The 24,299-nt window shown below is 70.2% G+C and carries 17 protein-coding genes; 8 read left to right on the top strand and 9 right to left on the bottom strand.

Features of this window, described 5'->3' with window-relative positions; translation table 11 throughout:
- Positions 1 to 2: 2 nt before the first annotated feature.
- From SGCZBJ_RS21145 to SGCZBJ_RS21170, 6 genes are all read right to left on the bottom strand, one after another.
- Positions 3 to 764, bottom strand: a complete 762-nt coding sequence (locus SGCZBJ_RS21145; RefSeq protein ID WP_205685447.1) for a hypothetical protein — start codon at positions 762 to 764, stop codon at positions 3 to 5.
- Between the two features lie 12 nt (positions 765 to 776).
- Positions 777 to 1,265 (bottom strand): hypothetical protein, encoded by a 489-nt coding sequence (locus SGCZBJ_RS21150; protein WP_205685449.1) that lies wholly within the window; start codon positions 1,263 to 1,265, stop codon positions 777 to 779.
- Complete coding sequence (locus SGCZBJ_RS21155; RefSeq protein WP_101719910.1) at positions 1,262 to 3,052, bottom strand: OmpA family protein; 1,791 nt, start codon at positions 3,050 to 3,052, stop codon at positions 1,262 to 1,264. The genes SGCZBJ_RS21150 and SGCZBJ_RS21155 overlap by 4 nt, the downstream gene beginning before the upstream one ends.
- On the bottom strand, positions 3,045 to 3,629 hold the full coding sequence (locus SGCZBJ_RS21160; protein WP_101719911.1) for a peptidylprolyl isomerase: 585 nt from the start codon (positions 3,627 to 3,629) through the stop codon (positions 3,045 to 3,047). The genes SGCZBJ_RS21155 and SGCZBJ_RS21160 overlap by 8 nt, the downstream gene beginning before the upstream one ends.
- On the bottom strand, positions 3,626 to 4,708 hold the full coding sequence (locus tag SGCZBJ_RS21165) for a hypothetical protein (RefSeq protein WP_133149304.1): 1,083 nt from the start codon (positions 4,706 to 4,708) through the stop codon (positions 3,626 to 3,628). Before SGCZBJ_RS21165 ends, SGCZBJ_RS21160 begins: the two co-directional genes overlap by 4 nt.
- A 158-nt stretch (positions 4,709 to 4,866) precedes the next feature.
- A complete protein-coding gene (locus SGCZBJ_RS21170) occupies positions 4,867 to 6,102 on the bottom strand; it encodes an MFS transporter (RefSeq protein ID WP_101719913.1) in 1,236 nt (411 codons plus the stop codon).
- 97 nt (positions 6,103 to 6,199) lie between these two features.
- Here SGCZBJ_RS21170 and SGCZBJ_RS21175 point away from each other — a divergent pair, with 97 nt between their 5' ends.
- The 8 genes from SGCZBJ_RS21175 to SGCZBJ_RS21210 all read left to right on the top strand — a co-directional run bounded on the left by SGCZBJ_RS21175 (position 6,200) and on the right by SGCZBJ_RS21210 (position 19,973).
- Complete coding sequence (locus SGCZBJ_RS21175) at positions 6,200 to 7,243, top strand: LacI family DNA-binding transcriptional regulator (RefSeq protein WP_101719914.1); 1,044 nt, start codon at positions 6,200 to 6,202, stop codon at positions 7,241 to 7,243.
- A 147-nt stretch (positions 7,244 to 7,390) separates the two neighbouring features.
- Positions 7,391 to 10,144, top strand: coding sequence for a TonB-dependent receptor (locus SGCZBJ_RS21180; RefSeq protein ID WP_240621600.1), 2,754 nt, complete (start codon positions 7,391 to 7,393; stop codon positions 10,142 to 10,144).
- A gap of 136 nt (positions 10,145 to 10,280) precedes the next feature.
- Entirely contained in the window at positions 10,281 to 12,566 is a 2,286-nt protein-coding gene (locus SGCZBJ_RS21185) for a beta-glucosidase (RefSeq protein ID WP_101719915.1), read from the top strand.
- A complete protein-coding gene (locus SGCZBJ_RS21190; RefSeq protein ID WP_101719916.1) occupies positions 12,566 to 13,978 on the top strand; it encodes a glycoside hydrolase family 30 protein in 1,413 nt (470 codons plus the stop codon). The genes SGCZBJ_RS21185 and SGCZBJ_RS21190 overlap by 1 nt, the downstream gene beginning before the upstream one ends.
- Before the next feature lie 110 nt (positions 13,979 to 14,088).
- Positions 14,089 to 14,595 (top strand): RNA polymerase sigma factor, encoded by a 507-nt coding sequence (locus tag SGCZBJ_RS21195; protein ID WP_101719917.1) that lies wholly within the window; start codon positions 14,089 to 14,091, stop codon positions 14,593 to 14,595.
- On the top strand, positions 14,592 to 15,530 hold the full coding sequence (locus SGCZBJ_RS21200; RefSeq protein ID WP_101719918.1) for a FecR family protein: 939 nt from the start codon (positions 14,592 to 14,594) through the stop codon (positions 15,528 to 15,530). The genes SGCZBJ_RS21195 and SGCZBJ_RS21200 overlap by 4 nt, the downstream gene beginning before the upstream one ends.
- A gap of 110 nt (positions 15,531 to 15,640) precedes the next feature.
- Positions 15,641 to 18,544: a TonB-dependent receptor gene (locus SGCZBJ_RS21205; protein ID WP_101719919.1), complete on the top strand. Its 2,904-nt coding sequence runs from the start codon at positions 15,641 to 15,643 to the stop codon at positions 18,542 to 18,544.
- Positions 18,545 to 18,719: 175 nt separating this feature from the next.
- On the top strand, positions 18,720 to 19,973 hold the full coding sequence (locus SGCZBJ_RS21210; protein ID WP_101719920.1) for a histidine-type phosphatase: 1,254 nt from the start codon (positions 18,720 to 18,722) through the stop codon (positions 19,971 to 19,973).
- A gap of 107 nt (positions 19,974 to 20,080) precedes the next feature.
- On the opposite strand, the gene SGCZBJ_RS21215 is transcribed toward SGCZBJ_RS21210, so the two are convergent.
- Genes SGCZBJ_RS21215 through SGCZBJ_RS21225 form a run of 3 tightly spaced genes read right to left on the bottom strand, consistent with a single transcriptional unit; the run spans position 20,081 to position 24,279 of the window.
- Positions 20,081 to 21,634 (bottom strand): DHA2 family efflux MFS transporter permease subunit, encoded by a 1,554-nt coding sequence (locus tag SGCZBJ_RS21215; protein ID WP_101719921.1) that lies wholly within the window; start codon positions 21,632 to 21,634, stop codon positions 20,081 to 20,083.
- Between the two features lie 24 nt (positions 21,635 to 21,658).
- A complete protein-coding gene (locus tag SGCZBJ_RS21220; protein ID WP_101719922.1) occupies positions 21,659 to 22,816 on the bottom strand; it encodes an HlyD family secretion protein in 1,158 nt (385 codons plus the stop codon).
- A 23-nt stretch (positions 22,817 to 22,839) separates the two neighbouring features.
- Positions 22,840 to 24,279 carry an efflux transporter outer membrane subunit gene (locus tag SGCZBJ_RS21225; RefSeq protein ID WP_101719923.1) on the bottom strand — a complete coding sequence of 480 codons (1,440 nt, stop codon included), beginning with the start codon at positions 24,277 to 24,279 and terminating at the stop codon, positions 22,840 to 22,842.
- Between the last annotated feature and the right edge of the window lie 20 nt (positions 24,280 to 24,299).

Below are 24,299 nucleotides of genomic sequence, written 5' to 3' on the forward strand. Positions count from 1 at the left end.
GATTAGTCGTCCTTCTTCTCTTCCTTGCCCAGCTTGGCGTCGAGCAGGCGGCGACGACGCTCGACCTCCTCGTCCAGCTGGCGGCGGATGCGCTCTTCCAGGATGGCCGGCTGCGGTATGGGCACCAGCTTGGTGCGCAGCAGGCTCGAGCCCTCGGCCGAGTAGCTGTATTTCGACGAGTAGGTGGCGTCGACCTGGCTGGTCGAGACCTGGCTGGTGTTGCTGGTCCCGGCGCGGCCGCGGAACAGGCTCCAGCTGAAGCTCGAACCCTTGGTGGTCACCTGGTTGGTGTTGCGCGAGCTGTAGCCGGACTCGCTGGTTCGGGTGATCTTGATGGCGATCTTCACCTCGATGATCGTGTCGACGAACTGGTAGAAGGTCGGCGAGAAGCCCAGCTCCAGCATCGACAGCCGCGTCGGCACGCGGATCAGGGTCTTGGGATCTTCCTTATTCTTGACCAGCTCGGCCTTCTGGGCCTCGACGACCTTGACCAGGGCCGCGGTGTCGCCGCCCGAGATCGCGTTGTCGGCCTCGATATAGGCCAGGGCGTCCGAGGGGGTCATCAGGTCGTAGCCGAAGAAGATCCGGCTGTCGTCGAAGGTGGTGTTGCCCTCGTCGTCGGTGACGGCCTGAAGGCCGCCCATCATCTCGGCGACCTCGATGCTGTTGGCGTCGAGCTTGATCTGGCCCTCGGCGATGGCGAAGGCCATCTGGCGGATCATGTCCCCCATGGGGACGTTCAGAAGTTCTCTGCCGATCGACATGTCTGGTCCTTCCTACGGTGGGGGGGCGGGCGTCGGCGCGGGGGCCGGCTCGCTGATCTTGCGAAGCAGGGTTTCGAGGTTCTCGGGCGGCGGCAGGCTGACCAGCCGGGCCGCGATCGAGCTCATGCCCTCGGCGCTGACCGAGAACTTGCGCGCGTAGCTGACGTTGACCGAGGCGGCGACCATGACGAAGCCGGCCTGGACGCCGACCGTCGCGCCGGCCGACACGCCGAACTCGGTGCTCTCGGTCATGCTGAACGAGAGCTTGGCCTCCACCGTGGCCTCGGTGAAGCTGTAGAAGGTCGGCGTGAAGCCCAGCGAAATCAGGTTGTGGGTCTCGCCGCCCAACTCGACCTCGGCCTCGGCCATGGCCTTGGCCGTCTCGATGCTGTTGCGGTCGAGCGCCGACTGGGCCTGGGCGATGGCGATGCCCAGGCGCTCGATGATCTGCGGCAGCGGCGCGGACAGCAGCTGCCGGGTGACGGACGCGGTCTCGCTCATGGGGTGGGCGTCGGCGCGGCGTCTTTGGCTTGCGCCAGGAAGGTCTTGATCTCGTCGAGGAACTCGACCGGCGCGGGCACGGCGACGATGCGGGCCGAGATGCTGCTGTTGCCGTTGATCGACTGCTCGAACTGCCGGCTGGTGCGGTAGTCGACCGACAGGCCCACGGCGACCGAGACCTTGGGCTTGTCGCCGCTGGCGGTCGGGGCCGCGGCGATCTTGTCGAGGGCCTTGGTGACGCTGGCGCCGTCGGCGGCCGACAGGGCGATGTCGTTGGCCGACAGGGTGACCAGGTTGATGATCACCGCGTCCTTGGCGTCGGAGAAGCTGACCACGCCGCCCTTGCGCACGGCGCGCACGCCGTGGGCGGCGCTGCCGGCGTTGACGTCGCGCGCCAGGTTGAAGGCGTAGGCCTGGGGCGAGTTGGCGTCGAGCGTCGTTCCGCCGTCGCTGGCGGCCGTCCCGCTGATCGCCACCGAGGTCTCCGAGGCGCCGACCTTGACGGCCGTGCCGTCCACCGGAACCGCCGTGAAGTGGCGCACGATGATGAAGCCGTTGCCGCCGCCGGAGCTGGTCTTGTCGGGCGTCGGGGTGGTTTGCAACTGCGTGCCGGCGGACTCGACCACGACCAGCAGGTCGTTGGAGTCGGCCAGCAGCACCTCGGCGCGGCGGAACTGCTGGTTGGCCACGTTGTCGACCGCGCCCTGGGCCTTCCAGCTGGCCTCGCCGCGGCTTTCGACCTTGCGGATCTGGCCGGGCGCGACGCCGTTGTCGCGCAGGAACTCGGCCACCTTGTTGGCGCGGTCCAGGCCCAGCTTCTGATTGTAGGGATCGGTGTCGACGCGGTCGGTGAAGCCGACGACGTCGACGGTGGCGCCGTTGGCCTTGAGGGCGCGGGCCACCAGGGTCAGTTCCTCGACGGCCGCCTGCTTGAGATCGGACTTGCCGCTGTCGAACAGCGCCAGGCCCAGGGTGCCGCCGCCGACCGGCAGGTCCGAGCCGACGGGGTCGCGCAGCAGCTTGGCCTTGAAGCCGCCCAGCGTGTTGATCTGGCTGGCCACGGCGCGGGCGTAGAGCAGGTTGTTGGCCTTGGCGTCGACCTTGGTGCTCTTGCCCGCGGCCAGCACGAACTCTTCGCTGGTGTTGTTGGTCGGGGTCTCGACGATGCGGATGACACCGAGGCTGGCCTCGGAGGCGGCGTAGAACGCCACGCTGGTGTCGGTCTTGATCGGGTTCTTGGCGGTGTCGGGCTCGAGCTTGAACGGCACCTTGGTGCGCTTGGCGCTGACATAGGCGCGCTCGAACTTGCCGGCGGGCGTGCCCAGTTTCTTGGCCAAGTCTTCGGCGGCGGCCTCGACGTCGGCGCCCGCGGCGTCGGTCTTGGTCCCGTCGACGGTGACGCTGGCCGGCAGGCTCTTGAGCGTGACCTGGGCCTCGCGGGCATTGGCGGGGGCCTGGGGGCCGCCCTGGCCGAAGCCGAAGTCCAGCTTGCCGCCGATGCCGAAGGCGCTGGCCTCGCCGACCTTCATGGTCAGCTGCATCGAGACCGACAGGTCGGCGTGCTGGTAGTGATAGAACGGCGGCGACAGGCCCAGCTGAAGCAGGCTCTTGCCGCCGAGGCCGGGGCGCGGCTCGACGTATTCGCCGACCTGGGCCAGGCTGTTGAGGTCCAGCGCCTTCTGGGCGTCGGCGATCGACAGGCCCATGGCCTTGATGAACTCGGCGACGCTGGCGTCGGCCAGGATCTGGCCGGGCGTCATCTTCTCGATGGGGTTCTGGTCAGCCATTCATCGGCTCCTTGATCCGCGGCGTCTGGGGGCTGGTTGGGGACTCGCAGGCGCGCGCCCTGTCGACGGTGTCGGGGCGGACGGTCCAATAGCCGTGGACCCGCTGGGCTTCGGACAGCCGGCCGGCGGGAACGCCAAGGCCGCGGGCGGTCCAGGCCAGGAGGCTGCGGGACAGGGGCAAAGCCTCGTCCAGGGCGACGGCGGCTGTCAGGCTTTCGCGGGCGGCGGTCACGTCGCCGGCCTTCAGCTCGTTGACGCCCTTGCGCTCCAGAAGGCAGGCGCGGTCGCGGCGCTGGAAGTCGCTGGGCGTTCCGTCGCCCAGTTCGGCGGCGGCGCTGCTGGCGGCCTCGCCGGCCAGGACGGCGGCCTGCTCGTGGGCGCCGGTGCGCTCAAGGCTTTCCAGCACGCAGTGCAGGTAGTGGCGGGCGAAGATCTGCGGGGCGCGCACGCCGTGGGCCAGGCGCAGGGCCTCGCGGTACTTGGCCAGGGCCTGGTCGTGGCGGCCCTTCAGCGCCAGGACCTTGCCGGCCTCGGCGACGCCGGCGTGCAGGCGATGGATGTCGAGGGGGGCGGTCATGCGCGGATCTCGGAAAACAGCACCTCGGCCCCGGCGGCTTCCAGCCGGTGGCGCAGCAGGCGCGCGCGGGGCAGGGGCATCAGGCCGGTGGCGAGCGGGGCGACGCCGGACAGGCCGACCTCGGCCAGGACCGCGGCGGGGGCCGACAGGATGTCGAGCGCCTGGTGCGAGAAGGTCTCCAGTTCGGCGCGCACCGTCAGCCCGGCTTCGGCGTAGGCGGCCAGGCGGCCCTCCAGGTCGGCGAAGGCGACGCCGGCCTCGATGGGCACGGGCAGGGCCTGGCTCAGCAGGTCGAAGTCCTCGGCCGGAACGCCGGCCAGGGCCTCCAGCGCGGCGGCGGCCTGCGGCGGCGCGGCGACGAGGTCCAGGGTGAAGCGCAGGAAGGCCTGGTCGACGATGCGCACCTGCTCGGGCGCCTTCAGTCGCCGCCACAGGGCGTCGGCCTCGCCGCGGCTGAGGTCGAATACGGTGGCCGAGCCGCCGGCGCTGACGTCGGCGCCCGCCGGCAGCCTCTGGCGCAGGACGCTGGCCTGAAGGTGCGACAGGTCGCTGGCGAACAGGGCGAAGCGGGCCTCGTCCGGCCGGCTGGCGGTCAGGCGCACGGCGCCGCTTGGCAGGGCGGCTTCCAGTGCGCGCACCGTCGGCTCGGTGACGGCTCCCAGGATCACCCCCGGCGGGGTCAGCAGCAGGTCGAGGGCGGCGGCGGGCTCCATGCCCAGGAAGCGACCGAGGATCGCGGCGACGGCGTCGGCGGCGTCGAGGTCGAGCAGCTCGGCGGCCAGGTCCATGGTCGGGGCGCGGACCAGGGCGGCGCCGGCGGGGGCCACCGAGGCCTCGACGCCGAGCGTGCCGATCAGGGCGGCCAGGCGCGTCGCGTCGGCCGCCGGCAGGTTGGCCAGCAGCCGGGCAGGGGCGCGATAGAGGGCGTCGACCACCGTCTCGACCGGCAGTTCCAGGGCCTGGCTGAGCACCGAGGCCGCGCGGGGAGAAGCATTCCCGATGCTGATGATCAGCAGGTCGGCGGCCTCAGGTTCGACGCTTGGATACGCTACGCTGGGGGACACCGACGACTCGAGCACCAACACCTCCCAAAAGGCTGGTTTCGACCGGGCTTATCCACGCTCTAGTTGGCGCGGCTGGAGACTCGTGTCAGAGTTGTATCTCTTTGTAAAGTTCGGAAATATTGCACGTGGTGAATTTGCGCCATGTGCATTTGACCGCGTGCGGACGATCGACGCTAACGCCTTGCCAGCAAGGCCCCGGCGCCGGCCACGGCGGCCAGGGCGGCGGCTACGAAGACGCCGCGCAGGTCGCCGCCGGCCGACGCCACGGCGATGCCGAGCAGGGGGCCCAGCGCCTGCGACGCGGCTACGGCCACGTTCATCAGGCCCAGGTCGCGGCCGTTGCGCGCGTTGTCGGGCAGGACCTCGGCCACGAGGGCGAGGTTGCTGGTCGAATAGACCCCGTGGCCGATCCCGAACACGATCTGGGCGACCAGCGGGCCGGGCCATTGCGGCGCCAGCAGCAGCAGGGCGACGCCGGTCGCGATCAGCACGCCGCCCGCGATGACCACCGGCCGGCGTCCCAGCCGGTCCGACAGGAGGCCGCTCACCGCGCCGGCCGCCAGCATGCCCAGGGTCGAGGCGGTCAGCAGCAGGCCGAACGCGGCCTCGGGCGTCACGCCGGGCAGGCGGCTGGCCAGGTCGCCGCGGTCCTTGAGGTAGAAGAACAGGTAGAGGGTGTGCAGCGCCACGGCGGTCTCGACCAACAGGCGCGAGGCGAACACCATCCGGAACCCACGATCGCCGAAGGCGGTCAGCCGCAGGCTGGGCCAGGCGATCGGGGCGCGAGCCTGAGCGGGCGGCTCGCGCAGGGTCAGGGCGAAGGGCAGGATGAGCACGGCCGTGGCGGCCACGACCGCGGCGTAGCGGCTGGTCGCCGAGACCAGCAGGGCGCCGACGACCAGGGCCGTGAACAGCTTGGAGGCCGGCAGGGCCAGGCCCGCCCAGGCCGCGGCCGCGCCCTTCTGGTGATCGGGCACCAGGTCGGGCAGCACGGCGGCCAGCGGCGCGTAGAGGGCGTTGACCGCCAGTTGCAGCACGACGACCGCGCCCAGCATCTGCCACGGGGTCTGGGCCAGGCCGACGAGAACCAGGCCCAGGGCCGTGGCCGCCCAGCCGCCGAGCATCCAGGGACGACGCCGGCCGAAGCGGCCGCGCGTGGCGTCGCTGAGCGCGCCGAAGGCGATGTGGGCGATCGCGGCGGTGATCGCCCCGACGATCGAGATCTGGCTGAGGGTCAGGTCGCGGGCGTGCGGCGCCACCTCGGCGGCCTTGAGCGGCGCCAGCAGGGTCAGGAACGGGATGAAGGAAACGAAGGCGCCGGCATTGGCCAGGCCATAGCCGGCAAGGAAGAGTCGCGAGCGTCCCGTGGTGGGCTCGGCTTCTGTAAATGGGCGGTCGCCTTGATCCATCCGTGGTTTATGCGATCAGGACAGCTTGCGGTCGAGCTATTGTCAGCCTGGCCGTTCGTCACCATCGTGTCGCCCAGCGTTCGGTTCGGAGAGTTCATTGACGGCAAGACGGCCCACCATCGACGACGTCGCGCGCCTTTCGGGCGTCGCGCGGACGACGGTCTCGCGGGTGCTCAACGACGGCCCCAATGTTCGCGACGAGGTGCGGGCCCGGGTGATGGAGGCCGTCAAGGCGCTGGACTACAAGGTCAATCCGCAGGCCCGCTCGCTGGCCGGCGGCGGCAGCCGGCTGCTTGGCCTGGTGTTCGCCTCGGACCTCGAGAGCGAGCCGAACTCGTTCTACCATTCGGCCCTGGAGCTGGGCGCGCTGCGCGGCTGCCTGGAGCTGGGCTACCAGCTGGTCACCCGCCACATCCCGCTGCAGAGCGCCGATCGCGAGCAGCAGGTCTACGACCTGATCGCCACCCAGCGCTGCGAGGGGCTGATCTTCACGCCGCCCTATTCGGACGACGCGGGCCTGATCGCCGAGGTGCTGCGGCGCGGCTGCAAGGTGGTGTCGATCTCGCCGGGCGGGGCGGGCAGGGACCTTGCCGACGGCGTGGGCATGGACGACGAGGCCGGCGGCTACGACATCGCCCGCCGGCTGATCGAGCTGGGCCATCGCCGATTCGCCTTCATGGGCGGCATCCAGGGCCACTTGTCGGCCGACCGGCGCCTGGACGGGCTGATGCGGGCCCTGTCCGAGGCGGGGCTCGGGGCGTCCGACCTGATCCAGGTGCGGGGCGACTTCACCTTCCGCTCGGGGGTGGAGCTGACGCCCCACCTGCTGGACGATCCGCTGCATCCGACGGCCCTGGTCTGCGCCAACGACGACATGGCCGCCGGGGCGCTTTCGGTGGTCCACGGACGCGGCGTGAAAGTGCCGCAGGACCTGTCCGTCACGGGCTTTGACGATACGCCGGTGTCGGCCATCGTCTGGCCGCCGCTGACCACCGTGCACCAGCCGCTGAAGGACATGGGCCGCCGTGCGGTGGCCCTGCTGGCCAGCCGCCTGACGGGCGGCCGGGCCGAGGCCGAACCGGAATTCGACTGCCTCGACCACGCGGTGGTCGAACGGGGCACCGCCGCCTCCGCGCCCTGATCGATCGCCGTTCCCCTTGACAAGGCCGACGCGTTGCGGCCTTTGTTGGAAGCGCTTCCAATTCACGAAAGCGCGGCTTTTCGATGCCGAATCCGCAAGAGACGGGGCGAGGAGGGCCAGGGAAGAGACGCAGTAGGGGAGAGTACCTTGATCCATAACGCCCATTCGGCCGCCCGCGTTCGCGCCGGCGCCCAGCGCTTCAAGCAGCTGGCCTATGCCTCGGCCGGGGCCCTGTCGCTGCTGGCCTGCGCCGCCCACGCCCAGGACGCCGCCCCGACCGAGCAGGACACCGCCGTCGACGAGGTGGTGGTCACCGGCTATCGCCGCAGCCTGGAGCAGTCGGCCGAGATCAAGCGCCGCGAGGTCGGCGTGGTCGAGGCCGTGTCGGCCGAGGACATCGGCAAGCTGCCCGACGTGTCGATCGCCGAGTCCCTGGCGCGCCTGCCGGGCCTGACCGGCCAGCGCGTCAACGGCCGGGTGCAGGTGATCTCGATCCGCGGCCTTTCGCCCGACTTTTCGACCACCCTCCTGAACGGCCGCCAGCAGGTCAGCGCCGGCGACAACCGCGCCGCCGAGTTCGACCAGTATCCGTCGGAGCTGCTCAACAGCGTGGTGGTCTACAAGACCTCGAACGCCGCCCTGATCGGCCAGGGCCTGTCGGGCACGGTCGACATGCGCACCGTCCGCCCGCTGGACCAGAAGGGCCCGGTGATGACGCTGAACGCCCGCCGCGAGATCAGCGACCTCGACAAGGCCAATCCCGACGGCTCCAAGAGCGGCTACCGCTTCAGCGCCTCCTATATCGACCAGTTCGCCGGCGGTACGATCGGTGTCGCGCTCGGTTACGCCCACCTCGACAGCCCGACCCAGGTCCAGCAGTACAAGGCCTGGTACTGGGAGCAGCCGGCCCAGTTCACCGGCGCCAACGCCGGGGCCTACAGCCTGGGCGGCCAGGAGATTTTCGCCACCAACCGCGACCAGGTGCGCGACGGCTACATGGGCGTCCTGGAATGGCGGCCCAACGACAAGCTGCACTCGACGCTGGACCTGTTCTATTCGACCTTCGACCAGAAGGAGATCCGTCGCGGCATGCAGTGGTTCTCCAGCCCCAGCACGCCCGACGCCACGGTGTTCCTGAACCCGGGCTTCACCAAGGTCGGCAATTCGCTGATCAACACCTCGGGCACGGCGACCAACGTCACCCCGATCGTCCGCAACGACCTCAACACCCGCAAGGACGAGCAGTTCGCCCTGGGCTGGAACACCTCGTACGTCTCGGGCGCGACCACCTACACCGCCGACATCGGCTATTCGAAGGTCGAGCGCCGCGAGCAGATCCTCGAGACCTACGCCGGCTACGGCCCGATCCGCACCTTCGACAACATCGGCTACGACCTCACCTTCAACGGCGTGGGCAAGTACACGACGGGCCTGAACTACGCCGACGCCAGCCGCATGCAGCTGGGCGATCCGGCGGCCTGGGGCGGTTGGGGCCATGACGGCGCCATCCGCTTCCCCGAGGTCGAGGACCGGATGTTCACCGGCGACTTCCGCATCGACCACGACGTTTCCAAGACCCGTCTCGGCGGGTTCCTGAGCAGCGTGCAGGCCGGGATCAACTACGCCGACCGCAAGAAGGACAAGACGGTCTCCGACAACGACCTCTTCCTGAAGAACGGCCGCGCCCCGACCACGGTGGCCTCGCAGTACCTGCTGTCGCCGGTCTCGCTGTCGTTCGCGGGCATCGACCAGGTGCTGGCCATCAACCTGCCCAAGGCCCTGCCGGTCTATTACGACATCGTGCCGATCGGGAACGCCGACGACTACAACAAGGACTGGAAGATCCAGGAGCGCCTTACCACGGCCTACCTGATGGCCAAGATCGACACCCATGTCGGCGCGCTGCCGATCAAGGGCGACATCGGCCTGCAGTACATCTCCACCAAGCAGGAATCGACGGGCTACACCGTCAGCGGCGGCACGGCCCAGGCGCCCAGCCTGGTCACGGTCGAGGACACCTATGACGAGCTGCTGCCGAGCCTGAACCTGACGGCCGAGCCGGTCGAGAACCTCTATGTCCGCTTCGGGGTGGCCAAGACCTCGGCCCGTCCGCGCCTGGACGACATGCGCGCCAGCATCACCGCCGGCGTCGACGCCCTGACCTTCCGCTGGAGCGGCTCGGGCGGCAATCCGTACCTCAAGCCGTGGAAGGCGACCGCCTTCGACCTGTCGGTCGAGAAGTACTTCGCGCCCGGGACCTACATCGCCGTCGCCGGCTATTACAAGGACCTGGAGACCTACATCTATAACAAGTCGGTGGACTACGACTTCTCCAACGTGCCCAACACCGGCACGGTCACGCCGATCAGCAACATCGGCCTCCTGACCCGTCCCGAGAACGGGGAGGGCGGCAAGCTCTACGGCTACGAGATCTCGGGCGCGGTCGACTTCGGCCTGATCACCCCGTGGCTGAAGGGCTTCGGCTTCGTCGGCAGCATGTCGCACACCAAGACCGACATCCAGCCGGACGGCCCCGGCTCGAGCAACGCCCTGCCGGGCCTGTCGGGCGACGTCTACAACGTCACCGGCTACTACGAGCGGGCGGGCTTCTCGGCCCGGATCAGCAAGCGCCACCGCTCGGCCTTCCGCGGCGAGGTGGTGCAGCTGTTCGCCTATCGCGGCTTCACCCAGGTGCTGGCCGACGAGCAGGTCGACGCCCAGATCGGCTACGAGTTCCAGGACGGGCCGCTCAAGGGCCTGTCGGCCGTGCTGCAGGTCAACAACCTCGACAACAGTCCCTACCGCACCCGCACCGGCGTGCTCTCGGACGGCACCATGCTGCCCGAGACCAACGACCAGTACGGCCGGCAGTACATCTTCGGTCTGAACTACAAGTTCTGACCCCTGCGCGCGGAGGGCCGATCCCTTCCCCTGGCCCTCCGCGCTTTTTTTCGTTTCGACGCGGCCCGCCTTCGCAAGAGGCGCGGGCCCCCTCGCGCCCGGTTGCGGCGCCCCCGATCCCGACACGGAGTAGCCCATGACGACCGCCGCCCAGCCTTCATCCGCCCTGCGGATCCTGCGCCGGACCTCCGCCGCCGTGGCGCTTCTGGCCCTGCTGCCGGCCGCGAGCCTGGCCCAGACCATGCCGACCAAGGACAGCGCGCCGCTGGCCGCGCGCGCCAATGATCCGGTCTGGGCGCGCGCCGACGCGCTGGTCAGGCAGATGACGCTGGACGAGAAGATCACGTACCTGCACGGCCTGTTCCCGCCCAACACCAAGCCGGCGCCCGCCGACATGATCCCCTCGGCCGGCTACGTGCCCGGCGTGCCGCGCCTGAAGATCCCGACCCTGCGCGAGAGCGACGCCAGCCTCGGCGTCGCCAACCAGGTCGAGCAGCGCAAGGGCGACACCGCCACGGCCCTGCCGTCGGGCCTGGCCCTGGCGGCCACCTTCGAGCCGAAGCTGGCCTACGAGTCCGGCGCGATGATTGGCGCTGAGGCCCGCGCCAAGACCTTCAACGTGCTGCTGGCCGGCGGCGTCAACCTGACCCGCGACCCGTGGGCGGGGCGTAACTTCGAATATCTGGGCGAGGATCCGCTGCTGGCCGGCGAGATGGCCGGTGCGTCGATCCAAGGCGTGCAGAGCAACCACATCGTCTCGACCATCAAGCACTTCGCCATCAACTCGCAGGAGACGGGCCGCCACGTGATGGACGCCCGCATCGGCGAGGCCGACCTGCGGGAGAGCGACCTCCTGGCCTTCCAGATCGCCATCGAGAAGGGCCAGCCGGCCTCGGTGATGTGCGCCTACAACAAGATCAACGGCGACTGGGGCTGCGAGAACGACTTCCTGCTCAACAAGGTGCTCAAGCGCGACTGGAACTATCCGGGCTGGGTGATGTCGGACTGGGGCGCGGTGCACAGCACCACCAAGGCCGCTCTGGCGGGCCTGGACCAGCAATCGGGCCAGGAACTCGACAAGCAGATCTATTTCGGCGACGACCTGAAGGCCGCCGTGGCCAAGGGCGAGGTCAGCCAGGCGCGGGTCGACGACATGGTCCGCCGCATCCTCTACGGCGTGATCGCCACCGGCCTGATCGACAACCCGACCCCGGTCGAGGCCCAGCCGATCGACTACGCCAGGAACGCCAAGGTGGCCCAGTCCCTGGCCGAGCGCGGCGCGGTGCTGCTGAAGAACGACCGCGACCTGCTGCCGCTGGCCAAGACGGCCAAGAAGATCGTGCTGGTCGGAGCCCATGCCGATGTCGGCGTGCTGTCGGGCGGTGGTTCCTCGCAGGTGCGCTCGGTCGGCGGCGCGCCGGTCGAGATCCCGCTGAACGGCGGCGAGGCGGCCTCGTTCGTCCGCGTCACCTGGCACGCCTCCTCGCCACTTAAGGCGATCAAGGCGGCCTATCCGAACGCCGAGGTCTCTTACGTCGACGGCAAGGATCCGGCGACCGCCGCGGCCGCCGTGAAGGGCGCGGATCTGGCCATCGTCTTCGCCTGGCACTGGCAGACCGAGGCGCAAGATGCGCCCTCCATCGCCCTGCCGGAGAACCAGGACGCCCTGATCGACGCCGTGGCGGGCGCCAACAAGAATTCCTTGGTGGTGCTGGAGACCGGCGGGCCGGTGCTGATGCCATGGCTGGATCGCGTGGGCGGCGTGTTGCAGGCCTGGTATCCGGGCCAGCGCGGCGGCGAGGCTGTCGCCGGCATCCTCAGCGGCGCGGTCAATCCGTCGGGCCGCCTGCCGATGACCTTCCCCAGGACCGAGGACCAGGCCCCGCGCGCCTCCGCGCCGGGCTATGCCGAGCAGGCCGCCATCGACGACGCCCGCCGGGCCGGCAAGGAGGCCGGACCCATCAAGGGCTTCCCGGTCGAGTACGGGGAGGGCGCGGCCGTCGGCTATCGCTGGTTCGCCGAGCAGAAGCTTCAGCCGCTCTATCCGTTCGGCTACGGCCTTTCTTACACGAGCTTCGGCTACAAGAACCTCAAGGTCGAGGACGGCGACGGGCTGAAGGTCAGCTTCGACGTCACCAACACCGGCAAGGTCGCCGGCGCCGATGCGCCGCAGCTCTATGTCACCGCTGGCAAGCGCAAGTCGATGGTGCGGTTGGCCGGCTTCCAGAAGGTCGACCTCAAGCCGGGCGAGACCAAGCGGTTGACCTTCAGCGTCGATCCGCGCGTGCTGGCCGACTACGACACCGCCAAGCCCGGCTGGACCCTGCCGGCCGGTTCGTATCCGCTCTATGTCGGCGCCCACGCAGGCGATCCGGCCCTGACCGGCTTTGCCAAGCTGAAGGCCTGGAGCCGCAAGCCGTGATGCGTCTGGCCCTGATCTCGACGGCGGCGGTCCTGGCCCTGGGAGGCTGCGCCAGCGTCTCCCCGGCGCCCCAGCACGCCGCCCGCGCCTGGGTGACGACTGGCGACAGGACCCAGCTCCTGGCCGAGCAGCCGCCGTTGGCGAGCCTGGCGACGGGCGACGACCTGCCGGTCGTGACCGTCGACGTCGCCCAGCGCGACCAGTCGATCGTCGGCTTCGGCGCGTCGATCACCGACGCCTCGGCCTGGCTGATCCAGACCAGGATGTCGCCCGCCCAGCGCCAGGCGCTGCTGGCCGAGCTGTTCGGGCGCGGGGAGGGCGGTCTCGGCTTCAGCTTCACCCGCGTGACCATCGGCGCCTCGGACTTCTCGCTCGACCACTACAGCCTGGACGACGCGCCGGGCGGGGCGGCCGATACGGAACTGAAGCACTTCTCGACGGCGCGGCCCGAGCAGTACGTGTTCCCCACCGTGCGGGCGGCGCTGAAGATCAATCCGGACCTGAAGGTCATGGCTTCGCCGTGGAGCGCGCCGGCCTGGATGAAAACCACCGGCTCGCTGGTGAAAGGCCAGTTGAAGCCCGACGCCTATCCGGCCTATGCCGAGTTCTTCGCCAGGTACGTCAAGGCGGCCAAGGCGAAGGGCGTGCCGACCGACTATCTCAGCATCCAGAACGAGCCGGACTTCGAGCCGGAGAACTATCCGGGCATGCGCTGGCCGGCGGCCGACCGGGCGCGGTTCTTCGGCGACAACCTGGGCCCCGTCTTCGCCCGTGAGCGGATCGCAACCAAGGTGCTGGACTGGGACCACAACTGGGACCAGCCGCAGCAGCCGATGACCGTGCTGTCCGATCCCAAGGCTCGGGCGTTCGTCGCGGGCGTGGGCTGGCACTGCTACGCCGGCGACGTCGCCGCGCAGGACGAGGTGCGCAAGGCCCATCCCGACAAGGACGTGTTCTTCACCGAATGCTCGGGCGGCCAATGGGCGGCCAGGTTCGACGAGAGCTTCCTGTGGATGATGGACAAGCTGATCGTCGGCTCCACCCGGGGCGGGGCGCGCGGCGTGCTGATGTGGAACCTGGCGCTCGATGAAAAATACGGCCCGCACGCTGGCGGCTGCGGCGACTGCCGGGGCGTGGTGACCATCGACCAGGCCACCGGCGCGGTCGAGCGGAACCAGGAATACTACGCCTTCGGCCACGCCAGCCGCTTTGTGAAGCCGGGCGCGGTGCGCGTCGGCTCGCCGGCCGAGGCCGCGGGCCTGAGAACCGTGGCCTTCGTCAATCCCGACGGCGGCCGCGCCCTGATCGTGCTGAACCAGACGGGCGAGGAGAAGGCCTTCGCCATCGTCGACGGCGCCCGGCGCCTGAAAGCGAAGCTTCCCGCGAGGTCGGCAGGGACGTTCACCTGGTGACGTAGAGGGGCGGCGGAAGAACTGTCACGAAGCCGTGGTAGCCGCCGCCCCATGCTCCCCAAGGCCGCTTCTTCCGCGCCGGCGCGCCGTGACGCGCCAGATCCTGCGTCATGACCGACCTGGCGTCCCTGCGCGCCCAGCGCGACGAGCTCTATCACTTCATCGTCCGCCGCACCCGTGACCCGGCCGCCGCCGACGACCTGGTGCAGGAAACCTTCGCCCGCCTGCTGACCTACGAGAAGGCGCGCACCGTCGCCGACCGGGCGGCGCTCGGCTATCGCATCGCCCTGAACCTCGTCCGCGACCATTTCCGCAGCCGCAATCGCCGGCCGACCGAGATGCTGGACGAGGAAATTCCCTGCCAAGCCCCGGCGCCGGAGCAGATCCTCATGCATCGCCAGAAGGTCGAGGTGTTCGGCAGGGTGCTGGACGCCATGCCGCCGCTGCGCCGCGACGTCTTCATCCGCCGGCGCCTGCACGGCCAGACGACGCGCGAGATCGCACACGCCCTGGCCATGAACGAGGCCGCCGTCGAGAAGCACGTGGTGCGGGCGCTGGAGCAGCTGCATCGCGAGATGACCAAGGCCGAGCGCCGCGCCGCCGGAGGCCGCCGATGAGCCGCGCCCGCCGCACCGCCGCCCTGTGGGCCGCTCGCCGCATGGACCCGGCCTTCCACGACGAGGCCGGTTTCGAGGCCTGGAAGTCGGACGACCCGGCCAATGCGCAGGCCTTCGACCAGGTCTGGCGCACCAACCAGGACAGCGCCCTGACCGAGGCCATGAAGCTCAGCGAGCAGCGTCGCCTGGCCAGGCGACGCCAGGCCGGGCCGATCGCGGCCCTGGCCGGCGGCGTGCTGACCTGCGGCCTGGCCGTGGCTCTGGCCTGGCCGCAACTGCAACTGATGACCGTGACTCCGACGGCCTTCGAGACCGCGCGCGGCGAACACCGCGCCGTCGTGCTGGAGGACGGCACCAAGGTCATGCTCGACGGCGACACCCACCTGGAGGTGCGCCTGGGCGCGGGCCGTCGCGAGGTGGCGCTGAGCCGGGGCGAGGCCTTCTTCGACGTCGCCCATGACGAGGGCCGGCCGTTCACTGTGAGGACCGCCGCCGGCTCGGCCCGCGTGCTGGGCACGGCCTTCGACCTGGAGATCAGCGACGAGCGCGGGCCCGAGCGGCTGGAGCTGTCGGTGCATCGCGGCCGGGTGCGCCTGGCGCCCGACGGCCTGATCCGCCGCACCGCCGAGCTGACCGTCGGCCAGCGGGCCTTCGCCACCGAAGGCAGGCTGTCGAAGGTGCGGTCCTTCGATCCCCTGGCCGACGACTGGCGCTCGGGCTGGCTGGAGACCGACGGGGTCACGCTGGGCCGGCTGGTCGAGCGGGTGAACCGCTCCTCCGAGCGCCGCATCGTCATCGCCGATCCGGAACTGGCCCGCCAGCGGGTGGCCGGACGCTTCCGCCTGGACGAGCCGACGACCCTGGTGCGCAACCTCGCCTTGGTCCACGGCTTCGAGGTGCGCGAGGGGCAGGGCGGCCTGGTGATCAGCCGGTGAGGTTCGCGGGCCGTCGCCGAAACTTCACAAAAATCCCTGTCCTGAATGGGGGCGCGGCGACGTCTTCCCCGCCGAAGCCGGCCTGACGCCGCGCATTCGGGGATAGTACGATGACCTTCAAGACCTGGACCCTGTGGAGCACGGCCTCGGCCGCGGTCCTGATGTCGGCGACGACGGCGATGGCCGCTCCGGCGCCCAAGCCCGCCCTGGCCATCCCGGCCGGCGACCTGGGCGCGGCCCTGCCGGCCTTTTCGCGCGCCACGGGCCTTCAGGTCCTGGCCGATCCGGCCCTGCTGGCCGGCAAGCGCACGTCGGGCGTGCGCGGCGAACTCGACGCCGAGACGGGCCTGGTCCAGCTGCTGCGCGGCACCGGCCTGACCTATGTCCGCAACGGCGGCGCGGCCGTGCTGCGTCCGGCCGCCCAGAAGATCTCGACCGCCCCGGCCCCCGCCCGCCGCGCCGAGGCCGCCGCGCCCGTCGCCGCCGCCGAGCCGGCCGCCGACGATAGCGCCACGGTCGAGGAGATCGTCGTTACCGGCGGCTTCGCCAACTCGCTGGCGCGAGCCCTGGCCGACAAGCGAAAGGCCGCCAACGTCGTCGACGCCATCTCGGCCGAGGACATCGGCAAGTTCCCGTCCAACAACATCGCCGAGGCCCTGCAACGGGTGCCGGGCGTGGCCATCACCCGTGACCGCGGCGAGGGCCTGTTCGTCCGCGTCCGGGGCCTGGGCCCCAACTTCCAGATCGTCACCCTGAACGGCCGCAGCGCCGCGGTGAACGAGAATATGCGCGACAGCGGCCAGAGCGGCCGCCAGTTCCGCTTCGACACCCTGCCGTCCGAACTGGTCGCCGGCGTCGAGGTCGGCAAGACCCCGCTGGCCTCGCTGGACGAAGGCGCGATCGGAGGCGTGGTCGACATCAAGACCTTTCGCCCCCTGACCCTGGGCAAGAACACCATCGCCGCCTCGGCCACCGCCAGCCATCCGGAGCTGGCCGGCGCCACCGACCCGCGCGTGTCTGGCCTGCTCAGCTGGGTCAACGAAGACAAGAGCTTCGGCGCGCTGCTGGCCCTGGTCTATGACCAGCGCACCCTGCGCCAGGACCGCGTCACCGGCGTCAGCTGGAGCTACGCCGATCCTTCGACCACCCTGGGCAGGAGCCTGGCGGCGCAGGGGATCAACCTCTACCCGACCGCCATCCGTCCGACCCTCGAGCGCGAGGATCGCGAGCGCAAGGGCTTGGTGTTCTCGGCCCAGTACCGGCCGACCGACGCCACCGAGATCACCTTCGACGCCAGCTACACCCACCTCGACGACCACTATGACGAGCTGACCTATTCGGTCGACCAGACGGTCTCGACCCTGGTTCCGGGCTCGGCGGTGGTGCGCGACGGCACGCTGGTCGGCGGCACGGTCACCTCGACCAGCCAGATCGGCCGCGAGGTCAGCGACCTGGCCCACGACAACCTGATGCTGGCCATCAACGGCAAGCAGCGGATCGGCGAGTGGACCTTCTCGGGCGACGCCGCCTACGCCCGCGCCTACAGCGAGACCTCCAAGCCGATCACCCGCACCCGCCTTCTGGGCGCGATCGGCCAGACGACCTTCAACATGACCAAGGTCGACGACGACGTCCTGCCCAGCGTCACCCTGGCCACCGCCAACCTGTCGAACCCCTCGCTGCTGCCGTTCCGCCGCATCGAGTGGCGCACCAACGACTCCCTCGACCTGGAAAAGGCCATCCAGGCGGACGCCGAGCGTCCGGTGCAGTGGGGGCCGTTCACGCGCGTGGCCTTCGGCGTGAAGTTCCGCGAGCGTGAGCGCAGCTACAATCGCGCCGACATCAACTTCACCACCAACCTGGCCAACAAGTACTTCGACGCCAGCTATTTCGAGGCCTTCCCGGCCGGCGACTTCCTGGGCCAGGTGGGCGGCAACCTGCCGCGCACCTGGGTGATGCCCGATCCGGAAAAGTTCTGGGCCCTGGCCGACAAGACCCAGAAGGGCACGGCCCGCGCCGACCAGCGCAACTCCTACTTCGTGTCGGAAGAGATCCTGGCCGGCTACGGCCTGACCGACATGGACACCCAGCTGTTCGGCCGTCCTCTGCGCGGCCAACTGGGCGTTCGCGTCGCCCAGACCAAGCAGGTCTCGGCCGGCCACGCCGACACCGGCAGCGCCGCCATCCCGGTCCGCTACGAGAAGACCTATACCGACGTCCTGCCGACGCTGAACTTCGCCATGGACATCACCGACACCCTGCAGGCCCGTTTCGCCGCGGCCAAGGTGATCACCCGTCCGTCGCTGGCCGACCTGGCCCCGCGCCTGACGCTGAACTCGTCGGGCACGGTGCTGACGGCCGTCGGCGGCAATCCGCAGCTGCAGCCGTTCGAGGCCTGGCAGTACGACGCCACGCTGGAGTGGTACTTCGCCCCGGGCAGCGCCCTGGTGGCCGGCGCCTTCTACAAGGACATCACCACCTTCGCTTACAGCCAGAAGACCAACATCGTGGTCGACGGCCAGACCTACCAGCTGACCTCGCCGACCAACGGTGGTGAAGCCAGCATCAAGGGCGTCGAGCTGGCCTACCAGCACCTGTTCAAGAACCTGCCCGCGCCGTTCGACGGCCTCGGCTTCCTGGCCAACTACACCTACACCGACACCGAAGCGACCTACTCGCCGACCCTGACGGACGCGATGGTCAACGTGGCCAAGAACAGCTTCAACATCACCGGCTTCTACGAGAAGGACCGCTTCGCCGCCCGCGCCGCCTACAGCTGGGTGGACGACGTGTTGCAGGACGTCGGTGGCGCCGGCCTCTCGGCCCTCAACGACAAGGCCTTCGGCTCGCTGGACGCCAGCGTCAGCTACAAGATCACCGACAACATCACCGCGGCCCTCGAAGGCCAGAACCTGACCGATGCGGCCCAGTGGCAGTTCGTGAAGGGCGGCTGGTTCGGCGGCTACACCCACTACGGCCGCACGGTGAGCTTCGGCCTGCGGGCCAAGTTCTAAGGCTCTGATCGCTCCGTTTGCGGAGCATCGTCGCGGCCGCCTGCACAGCTGGGCGGCCGCGACGGCGATCTCTTGTTCCTGAGGGGGCCTCTGCTTGACCCCTCATGATCCGATCCCCTCGACTGGCCCGCGCGATTCCGCCGCGCGGGCCGCTTTTTCGTTTTCGGGAGTTTCGATGCGTCTGCTTGCCCGCTTTTCAGCCTTCGCCCTGGCCGCGCTCGTCGCCGCGCCCGCCGCCGCCCAGGCGTCCGGCGAGACCCTGGAGAAGGTGGTGATCCTCAGCCGCCACGGCGTGCGCGCGGCGATGTCGAGTCCCGAGCGCCTGGAGACCGCCACGGCGCGCCCGTGGCCGCGCTTTTCCGTCCCTCCGGGCCATCTGACGGCCAATGGCGGGACGCTGTCGACCCTGTTCGGCGCCTATTACCGCGAGATCTACACCAGGCAGGGACTGCTGGCCGGCGCTGACTGCGGGCAGGTCTACTACTGGGCCAATGTCACCCAGCGCACGATCGCTACGGCCAAGGCGCTGGGCGAGGGGCTGTCGCCCGGCTGCGCCGTCGACGTCCACACAGTGGGCGAGGGCAAGGCCGATCCGCTGTTCGAACCGGTGAAGGCGGGCGTGGCCAAGGCGGACCTGGCCCTGGCCCGCGCCTCGGTCGCCGGCCGGGTGGGCGGGAACCTGGCGGCCTGGAGCGCCGGTCATGGCGACGCCATCGCCAGCCTCGACGAACTGCTGATGCAATGCGGCGCCGCGCCGTGCCCGAAGGCGCCCGGCAAGCGCCGCGTCTATGACGAGCCGGCCTCCTTTCTTGACGACGCCGACGAGACGGTCGGGATCTCGGGTCCCGAAGCCTTCGCCTCGGGGATCACCGAAAGCATGCTGATGGCCTGGGCCGACGGCCAGGACTTTGCGGGGCAGGGCTGGAAGGGTCTGGACGAGGCGGCCCTGCTCAGGGTCTTCCCGCTGCACCAAGCCGAGTTCGACCTGCGCCTGCGCTCCCGCGAAGTGGCCCGGACGGGGGCGGGGCATCTGGCCTCGAAGATCCTGGCCACGCTGGAGACCAAGCCCGGCAAGGAGGCCATCGGCGGTCCGGACGCCAAGATGGTGGTGATCGTCGGCCATGACGGCACCCTGGCCATGCTCGGCGGCCTTCTAGGCATGGAATGGGTCGCGCCGGGCTATCAGCCGAACCAGATCGCGCCGGGCGGCAACCTGGTCTTCGAACGCTGGAAGCGCGCCGACGGCGTCCGCGTCATCCGCGTGCGCTATGCGGTGCAGAGCCTGTCGCAGCTGCGCGAGAAGAAGCCCTTAACCCTGGCCGCGCCGCCCTCTGCCTCGCCGATCTTCGTGCCGGGGTGCAGCGAGGCGAGCTTCGACTGTCCGCTGGATCGGTTCGGCGCGGTGGTGAAGGGGGCGACGGCGCGGTAGGCGCTTGGTCCTCGCCCTTCGACAGGATCAGGGTGAGGACCAATTCAAGCTCGGCGTAACAGCAGAAACCCTCACCCTGAGCGTGTCGAAGGGCGAGGGTTTCTTTCTCAGTGCACCGCCGACGTGTCGGCGACGCGCGTCGGCTTGGGGGCCAGCCAGACCACCAGGGCGGCCACCACGAACAGGACGGCCATGGCCATGAACACCTGGTTGGTGGCCAGCATCACGCCCTGGCTCTGGACCATGTTGTCCAGCGTGCCGCGCGCCTGGTCGGCGCTCATCCCCAGGCCCTTCAGCTGGTCCATCGTGCCCTGCGCGCCGTTCAGCACGCCCGACAGTTCGTTGTGGTTGCGGCTGGCGCCGTCGGCCCACACCGTGGTCACCACCGAGGTCGCGAACGCCCCCGACAGCGTGCGGCAGAAGTTCATCAGGCCCGCGGCGCTGGCGGTCTCCTCGACCTTGACGCTCGCAAGGGCGAGAGCGGTCACGGGGACGAAGAAGAACGGCATGCCGAAGCCCTGGAACAGCAGCCAGTGGGCGATGTCGAAATAGCCCATCTGCTGGTTGGCCTGGGCCCGGAAGAAGGTCATGACCGCCATCCAGATCAGGCCCAGGAACACCAGCTTGCGGGCGTCGAACTTGGCCGACATGCCGGCCGCCAGCGGCGCGACCATGACGGCAGTGACGCCCAGCAGGGCCGAGACGTAGCCCGCCCAGGTGGCCGTGTAGCCCATGTTCTGCTGTAGCCAGAGCGGGTTGAGCACATTGATGCCGAAGAACGCCCCGAAGGCCACGCTGAGGGTGATGACCGCCGCGGTGTAGCCCCGGTGTCGGAACACCCTCAGGTCGACGATCGGGTTCTCCGCGGTCAGCTCCCAGATCAGGAAGGCCGCGAAGCCCACCGCCGCGACGATGGCCAGGCCGATGATCATCGGCGAGGCGAACCAGTCGTGCTCCTTGCCCAGGTCGAGCATGATCTGCAGCGCGCCGACCCAGACGACCAGCAGGCCAAGGCCCACTAGGTCGACCTTCGCGCGGGCCAGAGGGGTCTCGTGACCCTTCAGCAGGTTCCAGGCGAACCAGGCGCAGGCGATGGCGATCGGCACGTTGATCCAGAAGATGAAGGCCCAGCCGACGCTGTCGCACAGCGCCCCGCCCAGGATCGGCCCCAGGATCGGGGCGATCAGGGTGGTCATGGCCCACAGGCCCGTGGCCGCCGCGGCCTTCTCCTTGGGGAAGACGCGTAGCAAGAGGGTCTGGGACAGCGGCATCAGCGGGCCGCCGCAGGCGCCCTGCAGGATGCGGAACAGCACGAGGAAGCCTAGCGACGGCGCCAGGCCGCACAGGAACGAGAAAATCCCGAACCCGATCATGCCGAAGACGAACACCCGGACCGCGCCGAAGCGGGCCGAGAGCCAGCCGGTCAGCGGCACGACCACGGCCTCGGCCACGGCGTAGGAGGTGATCACCCACGTGCCCTGGCTGGGCGAGACGCCCAGTGCGCCGGCGATGTTGGACACCGAGACGTTGGCGATGGTGGTGTCGAGCACCACCAGGAAGTTGGCGGCGGCCAGGATCAGGCCGGCGAAGATCATCGCCGGCCCGCTGAGCGGCGCGGGTTCGGACGCCGCCCTTGCGGGGGCGGCTTGAGCGCTGGCCATGACGGCGGTCCTTGCTGCTCGGGTTTAGTCGCGGGTGTCGATCGTGGCCTTCATCGAAAGGCCCACGCGCAGCGGATGGGCCTTCAGGTCGGCCGGATCGATGGCCACGCGCACGGGCAGGCGCTGCACGACCTTGATCCAGTTGCCGGTGGCGTTCTGGGCCGGGATCAGCGCAAAGGCCGCGCCGGTGCCGCCCGACAGGCCGGCGACCTTGCCGTGGTAGGTCACCGCATTGCCGTAGAGGTCGGCGGTCAGCTCGACCGGCTGGCCGATCTTGACTTTGCGCAGCTGGCCTTCCTTGAAGTTGGCGTCGACATAGGCCGCGGCGATCGGAACCACCTGCATGACCGGCGCGCCGGCGGCGACGCGCTGGCCGACCTGCACGGCGCGCTTGGCCACGACGCCGTCGATCGGCGCGCGGATCACGGTGCGCGACAGGTCCAACTGGGCCTGTTCGAACTTGGCGCGGGCGGCGGCGACTTCCGGGTTGGTGTCGACGGTGGTCCCGTCGGTCAGCACGGCGTTGGCGGCCAGCGAGCCGGCGGCGGCGGCGCGGTTGGCCTGCGCTTGCGCCTGGGCGGCCTTGGCCGAGGCGAAGGCCGCCTGGGCGTTGGCGAAGGCGTTCTGGGCGCGGGTCAGCTCGTCGCCCGAGACGGCGCCGGTGGCGGCCAGGGCCTTGCGGCGGTCCAGGTCGATGCGGGCGCGCTCGAGATCGGCCTGGGCCGAGGTCAGGCTGGCGGCGGCGCGGGCCTGGTCGGCGTCGCGGGCGGCGATCTGGGCCGACAGGCTCTGGTCGGTGGCCAGATAGCCGCGCACCCGGCGCTCGGCGCGGGCCAGGTCGGCCTGGGCCGAGGCCAGGGCGATGCGGGCGTCGCTGTCGTCCAGCACGACCAGCACGTCGCCGGCCTTCACAACTTGCGTGTCATGGACGGCGACGCTGCGCACCGGGCCGCCGACCAGCGGGGTCACCTGGGCGACGTCGGCGCCGACATAGGCGTTGTCGGTCTCGACGTGGTGCGAGCCCACGAGGGCGTAGTAGGCGCCATAGCCGGCGCCGGCGATCAGGACGACGGCGGCGAGGCCGAGGAACAGCTTTTTGCGCTTGGCGCCGGCCGCGGCCTTGGACTTGGCTTCGGCGGCGGCTTGGGCTGTGGCGTCGGCGGAGGCTTCGGAATCGTACATGGGGGAGGGCTCCGGGAAACGGGTCAGGCGGCGCGGTAGCCGCCGCCGAGGGCGCGCACGAGCGCCACGTCGAGGGTGAAGGCGCGGGTCTCGAGGTCGGCGAGCGTCCGCTGGTTGGCGATCAGGGCGTCCTCGGCGGAGAGGACTTCCAGGTAGGTGGCCAGGCCCCCGCGATAGCGCTGCAGGGCGATGTCGTGGGCGGCCGACGAGGCGGCGACGGCCTTGCGGGTTTCATCGAGCCGGGCGTCGAGGGCGCGGGCGCTGACGGCGGCGTCGGCGACGTCCTTCAGGGCCTGGGCGAGGGCCCCGTTGTAGCTGGCCACGGCGGCGTCGTAATCGGCCGCGGCGCCGCGATAGTTGGCCCGCAGCGCGCCGCCCTGGAAGATCGGCAGCCGCACGGCCGGACCGATCGAGCCGATGCGCGAGCCGCCCTTGGTCAGCATGTCGAGACCCAGCGACTGCTGGCCGAAATAGGCCGACAGGTCGACGTTGGGGTAGAACTCGGCCTTCGCTTGCTTGATCGACTGAGCGGCGGCCTCGGCCCTCAGGCGGGCGGCGACGACGTCGGGACGGCGACCGATCAGGTCGGCCGACAGGTTGGCCGGCAGGCCGAAGGCCTTCAGCGTCCCGACCTTCGGCCGCTGGAGGGCGAGACCCCGGTCGGGACCGGCGCCCAGCAAGGCGGCGATGCGGTTGCGGGTCAGGCCGACGGCCTCGTCTGCGGCGGCCAGCTGAGCGCGGGCCGAGGCCAGGCCCGCCTTGGACTGCTCGGCCGAGCCGCGGTTCTCCAGGCCGTTGGCGGCGCGGTCGGCGGTCAGCTGGGCCGTCTGCTCGCGGGTCTTGACCGCGTCGGCGGCCGCGTCGCGATCGGCGAACAGTTGGGCCAGATCCGCATAGGCGGCCGCGACGCTGGTCGACAGCACCAGGCGCGCCTCGGCGGCGTCGGCCTTGGAGGCCTCCGCCTGCGAGGTCGCGGCGGCCAGGGCCGCGCGGTTCTTGCCGAAGAAGTCGAGCTCCCAGGCGAAGTCGAGCGTGGCGCGGCCGGTGTCGTTGTAGCCCTTCGGCACGAAGCCGGCCGGGACGCCGTTGTTGTAGCTCTGCTTGACCGAAGCGTAGGTCGCGCCGGCGCTGAGGCTGGGCAGGGTGGCCGAGCGGGCCTGGCCGGCCAGGGCTTCTGCCTTGCGGACGCGGGCCTCGGCGGCGGCCAGGTCGGGCGAGCCGGCCAGGGCTTCGTCGACCAGGGCGTCGAGCTGGGCGTCGCCATAGGCGGTCCACCAGCGGTCGGTCGGCCAGTCGGCGGCGGGCGCGGCCAGGCTCGCTTGCGAGGCGTAGGCGTCGGGCGCCTTGATCGCCTGGGCCGGCGGCAGCTTGGGCACGGCGGCGCAGCCCGCCAGGGCTGTCGTCGCAAGGAGGCCCGCGAGGGCCAGTTTAAGGGGGGAAGTCCGGGGGAGGGCGTTTGCCATCGGATTTGCTCGATATCAAA

It is taken from the genome of Caulobacter zeae (assembly GCF_002858925.1).
Lineage (GTDB): Bacteria > Pseudomonadota > Alphaproteobacteria > Caulobacterales > Caulobacteraceae > Caulobacter > Caulobacter zeae.